General features: G+C 70.3%; 13 protein-coding genes. 7 read left to right on the top strand and 6 right to left on the bottom strand.

Going from position 1 to position 11,363, the window contains the following annotated elements:
- Positions 1-131: 131 nt before the first annotated feature.
- Both ACIHAX_RS33620 and ACIHAX_RS33615 read right to left on the bottom strand, forming a co-directional pair.
- Complete coding sequence (locus tag ACIHAX_RS33620) at positions 132-1,100, bottom strand: carbohydrate kinase family protein (protein ID WP_355072915.1); 969 nt, start codon at positions 1,098-1,100, stop codon at positions 132-134.
- A 252-nt stretch (positions 1,101-1,352) separates the two neighbouring features.
- A complete protein-coding gene (locus ACIHAX_RS33615) occupies positions 1,353-1,703 on the bottom strand; it encodes an iron-sulfur cluster assembly accessory protein (protein WP_355072914.1) in 351 nt (116 codons plus the stop codon).
- 256 nt (positions 1,704-1,959) lie between these two features.
- On the opposite strand from ACIHAX_RS33615, the gene ACIHAX_RS33610 reads away from it, so the two are divergent.
- On the top strand, positions 1,960-2,574 hold the full coding sequence (locus ACIHAX_RS33610; RefSeq protein ID WP_355072997.1) for a DUF3043 domain-containing protein: 615 nt from the start codon (positions 1,960-1,962) through the stop codon (positions 2,572-2,574).
- Between the two features lie 28 nt (positions 2,575-2,602).
- Here the strand turns inward: ACIHAX_RS33610 and ACIHAX_RS33605 are convergent, their stop codons facing one another.
- On the bottom strand, positions 2,603-2,764 hold the full coding sequence (locus ACIHAX_RS33605) for a hypothetical protein (RefSeq protein ID WP_355072912.1): 162 nt from the start codon (positions 2,762-2,764) through the stop codon (positions 2,603-2,605).
- An 85-nt stretch (positions 2,765-2,849) separates the two neighbouring features.
- On the opposite strand from ACIHAX_RS33605, the gene ACIHAX_RS33600 reads away from it, so the two are divergent.
- The 5 genes from ACIHAX_RS33600 (at position 2,850) to ACIHAX_RS33580 (ending at position 7,488) form a co-directional block, all read left to right on the top strand.
- A complete protein-coding gene (locus ACIHAX_RS33600) occupies positions 2,850-3,818 on the top strand; it encodes a helix-turn-helix domain-containing protein (RefSeq protein ID WP_397281617.1) in 969 nt (322 codons plus the stop codon).
- Positions 3,819-3,960: 142 nt separating this feature from the next.
- Entirely contained in the window at positions 3,961-4,521 is a 561-nt protein-coding gene (gene cobU / locus ACIHAX_RS33595) for a bifunctional adenosylcobinamide kinase/adenosylcobinamide-phosphate guanylyltransferase (protein WP_364427899.1), read from the top strand.
- Positions 4,522-4,675: 154 nt separating this feature from the next.
- Positions 4,676-5,755, top strand: a complete 1,080-nt coding sequence (gene cobT, locus ACIHAX_RS33590; RefSeq protein ID WP_355072906.1) for a nicotinate-nucleotide--dimethylbenzimidazole phosphoribosyltransferase — start codon at positions 4,676-4,678, stop codon at positions 5,753-5,755.
- 166 nt (positions 5,756-5,921) lie between these two features.
- Complete coding sequence (locus tag ACIHAX_RS33585) at positions 5,922-6,677, top strand: adenosylcobinamide-GDP ribazoletransferase (RefSeq protein WP_397281614.1); 756 nt, start codon at positions 5,922-5,924, stop codon at positions 6,675-6,677.
- A gap of 97 nt (positions 6,678-6,774) precedes the next feature.
- The gene (locus ACIHAX_RS33580) at positions 6,775-7,488 is read left to right on the top strand and encodes an MBL fold metallo-hydrolase (RefSeq protein ID WP_355072903.1); all 714 of its coding nucleotides are present in this window, start codon (positions 6,775-6,777) and stop codon (positions 7,486-7,488) included.
- A 1-nt stretch (position 7,489) separates the two neighbouring features.
- Here ACIHAX_RS33580 and ACIHAX_RS33575 read toward each other — a convergent pair whose 3' ends face one another.
- From ACIHAX_RS33575 to ACIHAX_RS33565, 3 genes are all read right to left on the bottom strand, one after another.
- Positions 7,490-8,587 carry a branched-chain amino acid aminotransferase gene (locus tag ACIHAX_RS33575; RefSeq protein WP_355072901.1) on the bottom strand — a complete coding sequence of 366 codons (1,098 nt, stop codon included), beginning with the start codon at positions 8,585-8,587 and terminating at the stop codon, positions 7,490-7,492.
- Positions 8,588-8,693: 106 nt separating this feature from the next.
- Entirely contained in the window at positions 8,694-9,794 is a 1,101-nt protein-coding gene (gene gcvT, locus ACIHAX_RS33570) for a glycine cleavage system aminomethyltransferase GcvT (protein WP_397281612.1), read from the bottom strand.
- The gene (locus ACIHAX_RS33565) at positions 9,791-10,444 is read right to left on the bottom strand and encodes a GNAT family N-acetyltransferase (RefSeq protein ID WP_364427888.1); all 654 of its coding nucleotides are present in this window, start codon (positions 10,442-10,444) and stop codon (positions 9,791-9,793) included. Before ACIHAX_RS33565 ends, gcvT begins: the two co-directional genes overlap by 4 nt.
- Before the next feature lie 109 nt (positions 10,445-10,553).
- Between ACIHAX_RS33565 and ACIHAX_RS33560 the strand changes: the two genes are divergently transcribed.
- Positions 10,554-11,357, top strand: a complete 804-nt coding sequence (locus tag ACIHAX_RS33560) for a TetR/AcrR family transcriptional regulator (RefSeq protein ID WP_364427885.1) — start codon at positions 10,554-10,556, stop codon at positions 11,355-11,357.
- The last annotated feature ends 6 nt before the right edge of the window (positions 11,358-11,363 follow it).

Raw genomic sequence — 11,363 nt, 5'->3', positions numbered from 1 at the left:
GGCGCCCGGAAGCTGGTTCGCGCCCCGCACCAGGCGGTCTAGCCCGGCGCCGGACGCCCGGGAGCCGCACTCCCCCCCACCGGGGGCAAGGGCCCCCCCCGGGCGGGGGGCCCGCCTTTCGTCCGCACGGTCTACAGCAGCGTCTTGATGTCCGCCGCGGCTTCGGGACCGTAGGCCTGGCTGAGGCGCTCGAGCGCGGACTCCTTGGTCAGCGTCCACTCCTGGGTGCCCATGGTCTCCAGCACGAGCACGGCGATCAGCGAGCCCAGCTGCGCGGAACGCTCCAGGCTCAGCCCGGCGGTGTGCGCGGTGAGGAAGCCGGCGCGGAAGGCGTCACCGACGCCGGTCGGCTCGACCTTCTCGATCTCGGGCACGACGCCGACGGTCACGTCGGTGCCGTCGCGATCGACGATCCGCACGCCGTCCGCGCCCAGGGTGGTGACGCGGACGCCGACCTTCTGGGCGACCTCTTCCTCGGTCAGGCCGGTCTTCTGCAGCAGCAGGCCCCACTCGTACTTGTTCGTGAAAAGGTATGCGGCGCCGTCGATCAGCTGCACGGACTGGTCGCCGTCCAAGCGGGCCAGCTGCTGCGAGGGATCGGCGGCGAACGGGATCCCCAATTCGCGGCACTCGGCGGTGTGCCGCAGCATCGCCTCCGGGTCGTTGGCGCCGATCAGGACGAGGTCGAGGTCCCGCGTCTCGGCGAGTTCGGCGATGGAGATGTCGCGGGCCTCGCTCATCGCGCCGGGGTAGAACGACGCGAGCTGGGCCATGTCGTCGTCGGTGGTGCAGACGAAACGCGCGGTGTGCGCGCGGTCGGACACCAGCACGGTGGAGCAGTCGACCCCGTGCTTCTCCAACCAGGCGCGGTACTCGCCGAAGTCGGCGCCGACGGCTCCGATCAGCAGGGGCGTCCGATTGAGCAGGCCCATGGCATAGGCGATGTTGCCACCGACGCCTCCGCGACGGATCTGCAGATCGTCGACGAGGAAGCTCAGCGACACGTGGTCGAGCTGATCGGCCAGCAGTACGTCGGCGAACCGTCCGGGAAAACGCATGAGGTGGTCGGTCGCAATGGACGCGGAAACGGCGATGGACACGTGGCTGAGCCCCTTCAACGGTAGGCGGCAGGCGGTGCAGACCGGGACGCGAGTCCCGATCTCACCGTAGCTGATGCCGCCTCTCCGGGTCTTCAGGCCGTACTAGTTGAGCGGCACCGGATTTGCGTTCAGGTCTTGCGCAAGTGCCGCTCGGGTCCTGGGCGTTCCCGACGAGTTACCCATGTCCTTACGAGATCAGTTGTTCCGATCGAACGCGGCCGATCTCCGCGACCGCGCCGGGACGCTATTCCCTCAGTTGAAGGAGTCGCCGCAGGCGCAGGAGCCGGTGGCGTTCGGGTTGTCGATGGTGAAGCCCTGCTTCTCGATGGTGTCGACGAAGTCGATCGAGGCGCCCTGCACGTACGGCGCGCTCATCCGGTCGACGGCCAGCGTGACGCCACCGAAGTCGACGGTCAGGTCGCCGTCGAGCGAGCGGTCGTCGAAGAACAGCTGGTAACGCAGGCCGGCGCAACCACCCGGCTGCACCGCGATCCGCAGCGCCAGGTCGTCGCGGCCCTCCTGGTCGAGCAGGGCCTTCGCCTTCGTGGCGGCGGCGTCGGTCAGAGTCACACCGTGGGTGGCGGTCTCGTTCTGCACAGTCATGAACTCTCCTCGAGGAACCTGTGGTCGAACCCGTGGAACAGCGCACGGGTCGTGTCGGTAAACACCACTCGGCGGGCTGCTATTCCTCCATCTTGCCACCAGCCGGTCCGCGGTGACACGCAACCTCCGTGAGCCCGCACACTCCGGGCGAATCGGACCGCATTTCTCGCCGCGCCACCCATCGAATAGCCTGGTCGGTGTGAAATTGTTCCGTCGCGGCGAGTCCAGCACCACCGACGCGACCGCCGCATCGACGGTGGTCACGAACGGCGACTCGGCCGCAAGCAGCACCCGCGCGGCGGCCACGGCCACCGCGGGCAAGGGCCGTCCCACCCCGAAACGCCGTGACGCGCAAGGCAAGCGCCGCGGCCCGATAGCACCCGCTCCGCTCACCGCGAAGGAGGCCCGCGCCCGGCGCAAGGCCGCGCGGGGCACCAGAGCGGAGCGCAAGGCGGCGTCCGCGAAGCGGCGCGAGGCCGCCGCGGATCGACGGGAGCGCATGCTCGCGGGCGAGGACAAATACCTGCCGCCCCGCGACCAGGGCCCGGTCCGGGCCTTCGTCCGCGACATCGTCGACGCCCGGCGCAACCTGGTCGGCCTGTTCATGCCGATGGCGCTGGTGCTGATCTTCTCGATGTTCCTCGCGCCCGCGCTGCAGACCGTCGTCACCCTGGCCATGCTGGTGATGATGCTGTTCATGGGCATCGAGGGCGTCCTGCTCGGCCGCGTGGTGAACAACCGGGTCAGGGAGCGTTTCCCGGAGACCACCGACGGCGGCTACCGCCTCGGCTGGTACGCCTTCGTCCGCGCCTCGCAGATCCGCAAGATGCGCGCCCCGAAGCCGCGAGTAACCCCCGGCGAAGCTGTGTAGTTTTGCCAGCGCCTGCGGCGCTGGTTGGTCAGCGGTGGTGGGTGTTGCGGCCGAGCATCGCCGTCAGCTCGGAGTGCAGCCGCTGTACGTCGCGGTCGATCACTTGCGCGGATCCCGCGCGGTCGGTGCCGCGGGTGATGAGTGTGGCGAAAGCCACGATGACCGCCAGGGTGATGAGAAAAGTAACCATGGCAGTAATTTTGCGGTCAGTGATTTACCGCCGAAAGTGGCGGTACTGAAATAGTTCGCAAAAATACGGCCACTAGACTGGGCGCATGCTGTCGAAGGTCGCCGTGGTGCTGTCCGAACGCATGGCCATGTTCGAATTCGGGGTCATCTGCGAGGTTTTCGGCCTCGACCGCACGGCCGACGGACTGCCCGCCTTCGATTTCCGGGTGTGCGGGGCCGAGCCGGGTGTCCCGCTGCACTCGACCAGCCCTGGCATCACAGTCACACCGGAGTACGGGCTGGAGGAACTGGCGGCGGCCGATCTGGTGGCCATTCCCGCCGCCGCGGCCGACCATGGATTCGATCCGCGGGTCGTCACGGCCATCCGCGACGCTGCTGCCGCCGGGGCGACCGTGCTCACCGTGTGTTCCGGAGCGTTCCTGGCCGGGGCGGCCGGGTTGCTCGACGGCCGCAAATGCACCACGCACTGGCGCTACGTGGAGAAACTCGCGGCCGAGTACCCCGAGGCAACTGTCGATCCGGACGTGCTGTTCGTCGACGAGGGTGACCTGATCACCAGCGCAGGCACCGCCGCGGGCATCGATGCCTGCCTGCACCTGGTGCGGCGCGAACTCGGCAGCGGCGTGGCCAACGCGATCGCGCGGCGGATGGTGGTCCCCCCGCAGCGCGACGGCGGGCAGCGCCAGTTCATCGAACGCCCCGTCGCGGCCTGCACCTCCGACAGCCTGATCCCCACCTTGGAGTGGATGAACGAACACCTCGACCTGCCGCACACGGTGGAAGACCTGGCCGCCCGCGCCAACATGTCCACCCGCACCTTCGCGCGCCGATTCGCCGCCGAGACCGGAACCACCCCCGTGAAATGGCTCACCAACCAGCGCGTGCTGCTGGCCAAGCAACTGCTCGAGGAAACCGACCTCGGACTGGAGCACATCGCCGACCGCTCCGGCTTCGGCTCCGGCGCCCTCCTGCGCCACCACTTCCAGCGCCTCGTCGGCATCGCCCCCACCGAGTACCGCCGCCGCTTCGGACGCAGCTCGGACACACCCGGCTGATCGCGGAACGGCGAGGGGACCCCGCGCCCGCCCGGCACGTCTCGCCGCAGGCCGCATTCCGAAGTTCGCCGGAGCACGGCACACGCCGGGCGGGCATCGGCAGTCACGCGGCAATCCGCCGTTCGATTGATACCGTGCACTCGTGTCGGAAAGTCCCTCGCCCGCGGCGGCGCGCAGCATCCTCGTCCTGGGTGGCGCGCGGTCCGGGAAGTCGGCGTTCGCGGAGGATCTCGCGCTCCGGGCCGGCGGCCCGGTGCGCTATCTCGCGACCGCCGTGCCCGATCCCGCCGACCATGATTTCGCCGAGCGCATCGCCAAACATCGCGGCCGACGCCCGGCGGGCTGGTCGACCATCGAAAGCGCGGACCCGACAGCGATTCTCACCGCGTTCATGCCCACGCCGCCCGACGTGACCCTGATCGACGACATCGGCACCTGGCTGACGGCCCGCATCGACGCGCGCGAGGCTTGGGAGGCTCCGCGCGGCACGGTCTCCCCCGACACCGACGCACTGGTCGCGGCCGTCGCCGCCTACACCGGTGATCTCGTGATCGTCAGCCCGGAGGTAGGCATGGGCGTCATCCCGGCCACGCGTTCGGGCCGCCTCTTCCGCGACGAGATCGGCACCCTCAACCAGCGCTTGGCCCAGGTCTGCGACGAGGCCTTCTTGGTCGTAGCGGGCCTTCCCCTCCGTCTCAAGTAGCCCGCGCGACTACGAGCGACGACCGGCGGTGAACCGCGCTGATCGGTCGCACCGCCCACCGCCGGAGATCAGGTCACGAACCCACGGCGCGAAGGGGCAATGGCAAGATTGGGCGGCGTAGTCGGCGGAACCGCCATGACCGAAAGGCTCGATAGTGACGCACGGATTCGGACCGGTAGCGCCTCCGGACACACAGTTTCGTGCGGCGGCCGAGCAACGGCAGGCGCAGCTGACCAAACCCGCTGGCGCACTGGGCCGATTGGAGCAACTCGGCAATTGGGTGGCGGCCTGCCAGGGCACGTGCCCGCCGAAGCAGTTCGAGCGCGCCAGGGTCGTGGTCTTCGCCGGGGATCACGGCGTCGCGCGGCACGGGGTGTCGGCGTATCCGAGTGAGGTCACCGCGCAGATGGTCGCGAACTTCCTGGGTGGCGGCGCCGCGGTGAACGCGCTGGCGGCGGTGGCGGGCGCGACGGTTCGGGTGGCGGACATCTCCGTCGACGCCGACACCGATCCGCGGGTGTCCGAGCACAAGGTGCGCCGCTCCAGCGGGGCGATCGATCGCGAGGACGCGCTCACCGCCGAGGAGGTCCGAGCGGCGATCGAAGCAGGCCGTGCCATCGCCGACGAGGAGATCGACGCGGGCGCCGACCTGCTGATCGCGGGTGACATGGGCATCGGCAACACCACTCCGGCCACCGTGCTCGTCGCGAGCCTGACCGATACCGAGCCGGTCGCGGCGGTCGGCCGCGGCACCGGCGTCGACGACGCCGGATGGATCCGCAAGGTCGCCGCGATCCGCGACGCGATGCGCCGTGCCCGCCCGGTGGTGAAGGACCCGGTCGAACTTCTCCGCGTGGCCGCGGGCGCCGACTTCGCCGCGATGGCGGCGTTCCTCGCCCAGGCCGCCACCCGTCGTACGCCCGTCGTCCTGGACGGCGTCGTCGTCACGGCCGCGGCGATGGTCGCCGAGGATCTCGCCGCGGGCGCGAGCGCCTGGTGGCTGGCCGGTCACCGCTCCACCGAACCGGCACACGAACTCGCGCTGCGGCACCTGCGCCTGGATCCGCTGCTCGACCTGACCATGCGCCTCGGCGAAGGCTCCGGCGCCCTGACCGCCCTTCCGATCCTCCGCTCGGCGGTGGCCGCGCTCGCGGAGATGTCCACCTTCGCCGAAGCGGGCGTCAGCACGTCCGACGCCGAACCGGCGAGCGCCCCGCCGAACCTGCGCAAGTGAAGTCCGCCCTGCCGCGAGGCCGCCGCCTGCCTCCGACTCGGCGCGGCTGCCGTGACCTGGTTCCTGCGGGACAGTTCAGGGCTTCGAGCGGTGATCCGCAGGCGCCGGCAGTCCGCCCGCGGCACCCGGCCCCCAGGGAAGCGCCGCCCGTCCGCGGAGGACCGGCGTGAACGGGGTTCGGCTGGCGATCTCCTGGCTCACGGTGCTCCCGGTGCGCGGGCCGGATGCCGTGGACCGCGCGGCGGCGGGGCGGGCGATCCTGCTGGCGCCGCTGGTCGGCGCCCTGCTCGGGGCCGGGGCGGCGGGCCTGCTCTGGGCGCTGACCGAGGCCGGGGCGAGCGCCGCGCTGGCCGGGCTGCTGGTGGTCGGCGCGCTGGCGTTGATCACCAGGGGTATGCATCTCGACGGCCTGGCCGACACCTTGGACGGGCTCGGCAGCTATGGGCCGCCGGAGCGGGCAAGGCAGATCATGAAAAGCGGCGGGGCCGGACCATTCGGCGTCGCCGGGCTGGCGTTCGTCATCGGCATACAGGCGTTCTCGTTCGCGTCCTTGGCCGATTCGGGCCGGTGGTTCGCCGCCGCTCTCGCCGTGGTGACCGGCCGTGTCGCGGTGATCCTCGCTTGCCGGGGTGTCCCGGCCGCGCCGGGCACCGGGTTCGGTGTTCTGGTGGCAGGCACGCAATCGGCCGCCGCCGCGGTCATGTGGCCGGTGACCACGGCGGGTCTCGCCGTGTTCGCCGTGCCGGGCCGCCCGTGGCTCGGCCCGCTGGCCGTGACGCTCGGACTGGCCGCGTCGACGGTTCTGGTCCGGCACTGCGCGCGCCGTTTCGGCGGGCTCTCCGGTGACGTCCTCGGCGCCGCGATCGAGACCACGGTGGCCCTCACCGCGGCCGTGCTGTCCCTCACGATCCAGCCCGGCTGACCGTCTCCGGCGGGCCTTGGGGGCGAGAGTCTGGGTCACTGGAATTTTTCCGGCGGTGGCGCGCGGATCGTCTGGGTCGGGCAATAAGGTGGGCGGTATGTCTTCTGAGCGCCTGTACTTTCGCCAGCTGTTGTCGGGACGCGACTACGCCGTGGGCGATCCGATCGCGACGCAGATGCGCAACTTCGCGTATCTGATCGGCGATCGGGAAACGGGCGACTGCGTGGTGATCGATCCGGCCTACGCCGCGGGTGATCTGGTGGACATCGCCGAGGGCGACGGCCTGCGGCTGAGCGGGGTGCTCGCCACCCACCACCACCCCGATCACGTGGGCGGCACGATGCTCGGCTTCACCCTGCGCGGTGTGCGCGAGCTGCTCGAAAAGACAAGCGTCCCAGTGCATGTCAACGCCAAAGAACTGCCGTGGGTGGCCAACGTCACCGGGATCGCCGAGAGCGAGTTCACCGGCCACGAGCACGGCGACAAGGTCACCGTCGGAGCTTTCGACATCGAGTTACTACACACGCCCGGCCACACGCCGGGCAGTCAGTGCTTCCTGTTCGACAACCGCCTCATCGCGGGCGACACCCTGTTCGTCGACGGCTGTGGCCGCACCGATTTCCCCGGCGGCGATTCGGACGAAATGTTCCGCAGCCTGCGCTACCTGGCCGGACTCGCCGGCGACCCGGTCGTCTATCCGGGCCACTGGTACTCGCAGGAACCCAGCGCCGCTCTGTCCACTGTCCGGGACAAAAACTACGTCATGCGTCCGCAGACGCTGGAGCAGTGGCACATGCTGATGCCGGGCTGAGTCACATCCGCCGCATCCACCCGTGCTTGTCGGCGAAGGTGCCGCGCTGGATGCCGGTGAGGGTGTCGCGCAGGGCCATGGTGACCGCGCCGGGCTCGCCACCGCCGATGGTGAATTCGCCCTCACCGGAGCGAACCCAGCCGACCGGCGTGATCACCGCGGCGGTGCCGCACGCGAAAACCTCTGTGATCTCACCGGATTCGGCGCCCTTGCGCCATTCCTCGACCGAGATCTTGCGCTCCTCGACCGGGAAGCCGGAATCGGCGGCGAGGGTGAGCAGCGAGTCGCGGGTGATGCCGGGCAACAGCGAGCCGGACAGTTCCGGGGTGACCAGGCGCGCGTCGGAGCCGGAACCGAAGACGAAGAACAGGTTGTTGGTACCCATCTCCTCGACGTAGCGGCGCTCACACGCGTCCAGCCACACCACCTGGTCGCAGCCCTTGGCCGACGCCTCGGCCTGGGCCAGCAGCGAAGCCGCGTAGTTGCCGGCGACCTTCGCCTCGCCGGTGCCGCCCGGCGCGGCGCGCACGTATTCGGTGGACAGCCAGACCCGCACCGGCTTGACGCCACGCGGGAAGTACGCCCCCGCCGGGGAACCGAGCAGCAGGTACTTGTACGCCGCGGCGGGCTTCACGCCGAGTCCGGCCTCGGTCGCGAACATGAACGGCCGCAGGTACAGCGATTCCTCGCCGCCCGCCGCGGGCACCCACTCGCGGTCCACCTCGAGCAGTTGGCGCACCGACTCGATGAACAGCTCGTCGGGCAGCTCGGCCATCGCCATCCGGCGAGACGACCGGCGGAAACGCGCGGCGTTGGCGTCGATGCGGAAGCAGGAGACGCTGCCGTCACCGTGCCGGTAGGCCTTGAGTCCCTCGAAGATGGCCTGGCCGTAGTGGAACACCATGGTGGCGGGGTCCAGCGCCAGCGGCCCGTACGGCTCCACCCGCGCGTTCGTCCACGTGCCACCGACGTAATCGATCGAGACCATGTGATCGGTGAAGTACCGCCCGAACCCCGGCTCCGCCAGTACCTCCTGTCGCCGCTGCGCCGGAAGCGGCGCGGGGTGCGGAATACGGGTGAACTGTGCGGCAGCGGTCATGGCGACGATCCTATCCGGCCCGATTCCGGCCATTTCGCCTTGGTCCACACCCCTCAGCGCAGCGCCGCCCGCAGCCGATCGCCCATGCGTCCGGGAGAAGGATGGGTCACTTGGTGCTGGTCCGCACGAACGGCGGGCGCACGATTTCGCAGCGCACGCGGCGGCCGCGCACGTCGACCTCGACCTCGGCGCCGGGTTGGATGTCCGCCGCGGTGTCGAGCAATGCCAGCGCGATGCCGACCTTGAGGGTGGGCGAGAAGGTGCCGGAAGTGGTTTCGCCGACGGGCTCGCCATCACGCAGCACGGTCTGCCCTTGCCGGAGCACACCCCGGTCGAGTGCTTTCAGCCCCAGCAGGATTCGACGCGGACCGGCCGACTTCTCCTGTTCCAGAGCGGCCTTCCCCCAGAACTCCGGCTTCTGCCAGCCGACCGCCCACCCGCAGCGCGCCTGCACCGGGGAGATGTCCAGGGAGAGTTCGTGCCCGTGCAGCGGATAGCCCATCTCCGTACGCAGGGTGTCGCGGGCCCCGAGCCCGGCCACCTGGCCCGCGGCGGCGCGCACCCGCTCGACCAAGGCGCGGAACAGCGATTCGGCGTCGGCCCAGCGCGGCAGCAATTCGTAGCCGTGCTCGCCGGTGTATCCGGTGCGGCAGACCCGGACGGGACGGCCGTCCCACTCGGCGTCGGCGTAGGCCATGTACTCGAGGTCGGTGGGCAGCCCGAGCGCGCTCAGCACCTCGCCGGAGCGCGGGCCCTGCACGGCGAACACGGCGTAGTCGCGATGCTCGTCGGTCACCGTGACGCCCTCGGGCGCGACCTTGCTCAGTTCCGCGACGACCGCCGCGGTGTTGGCGGCGTTCGGCACCAGGAAGATCTCCTCGTCGCCGACGTAGTAGGCGATCAGGTCGTCGATCACTCCGCCGTCCGGGGCGCAGCACAGTGTGTACTGCGCCTTGCCCGCCCGGATCCGGCCGAGATCGTTGGTCAGGGCCGAGTTCACGAACGCCGCGGCGCCCTGGCCGCGCACCGTCGCCTTGCCGAGATGGCTGACGTCGAACAGCCCCACCGTCGTGCGAACCGCCTGGTGCTCGGTCACCGTGCCCGCATAGGACACCGGCATCTCCCAGCCGCCGAACGGCGCGAAGGTCGCCCCCAGCTCGACGTGCACGGCGTGGATGGGTCCTTGCAGCAGGTTCGTCTCGGTCACCAGCCGAGCTTATCCGGGACCAGGGCGTCCGACGCTCGCACGCACTGAGGCCGGAACCACATCGGGATGAGCGTCGGGCCGTTCTGCGGCAAAGTGTGCGTCGTTCCGGTCGGCGCGAATCCGCAGCGGCTGTAGAGCCGGGCGGATCGTTCGGTGCTGGCTTCCAGGAACGCCGGGACGTCCGCTTGGGATGCCGCCTTCAACCGATCGGCGAGAATCGCCGCACCGGCCCCCTTTCCGCGATGCTCCGGCACCGTGACGATCACCTGCAGGTACCGATGCGGGAACTCCCGGGGGTGTTCGCGGGCGAGCAGGTCGGTGACGATCACCAGCCGCTGCGCCACGCGCAGATCGGGAGCCTGCTCGAGCATGGTCCGCGCCTCGGCGGCTTCGTCGGCGAATCGTTCGACCGAGGTGACGTGCTGCCAGATCGACATCGACCAGATCTCCTCGCCCGCGCCCGCGACCCAGATCTCGTCGTCGCGCAACGCTCGATCGACCAGACCGGGCACGAACGCGGTACGGAAACCCGTGTCGGGCTGTCCTTCGAGCACCCACGCGGTCACCACCTCGTCCGCGCTGGCGATGCCGAACGCCTCGATCAGCGCGTCACGGTCCTGGACACCCGCCTGGCGAGCGGTGATCTCCATCCGCCTCCCCTTTCCCTGCGAACACCGTATTCACGCATGAATCTAGGCAGGTCGAAGCCGTATCACTACCATTTCGTCACACCTGTTCGTGTGTCGAAACGGAATCCGGATGACCTGCGCTATCTGCCACGGCGACCTCGCCCAGCCCAGCCGGGGCCGACGGCGCAAGTACTGCTCGCGCTCCTGCCAGGCCCGCGCCTATCGCGCCCGCCGCGCGGCGATTCCGGTGCGCCGCCCCACCCGTCCGGCGCGGCTCACCACCGTCGGCATCGCACGCGCGGCGGTGGAGCTGGCCGACCGCGACGGGCTCGACGGTCTCACCATGCGCCGCCTGGCCGGCGCGCTCGGCGTCGCGACCGCCACCCTCTACCGCCACTTCCCCGACCGCGAAGCGCTCCTGGCGAGCATGGCGGAGCTGGCGCTCGACGAGATCCCGCCGCCCGGGACGGAGTGCGGCGGCTGGCGTCCCCGGCTACGGCACGAAGCGCGCGAGGAGTGGCGCCTCTACCGCAGGCATCCGTGGATGCTGCCGCTGCTGGCGCGCGTCCGTCCGCCGCTGGGCCCGGCGCTGCTGGACGTCCTGGAGCGCAACTTCGCCGCCCTCGACCATCCCGGCCTGACCCGGCAGACCGGATTCGCGATCTACCTCGCACTGTCGGGCCTGGTCCAAGGGCTCGCGCTGTTGTGGAGTTCCGAGCGCGCCGACCGCCTCGGCGATCCGCGCGACGCCGCCGAGACAGCCGCGCCACGCGAACTCGCCGAACTGCTCGACCCGGCGCTGCGTCCCGTCCTGCACCGTTACTTCACCGGCCTCGACTCCACCTTCGAGATGGACTTCGACGACCTGCTCGCGACCTCGGTGGAACTCCTGCTCGACGGCGTCGCGGTGCGCCATCCGGAACGAAGCGAATAGCCTGTG

Origin of the sequence: Nocardia sp. NPDC051929 (genome assembly GCF_044548645.1) — a bacterium.
Lineage (GTDB): Bacteria > Actinomycetota > Actinomycetes > Mycobacteriales > Mycobacteriaceae > Nocardia > Nocardia sichangensis.
Note: the sequence above shows the minus strand (reverse complement) of the source record. Positions and strands in the feature narration are given on the sequence as shown.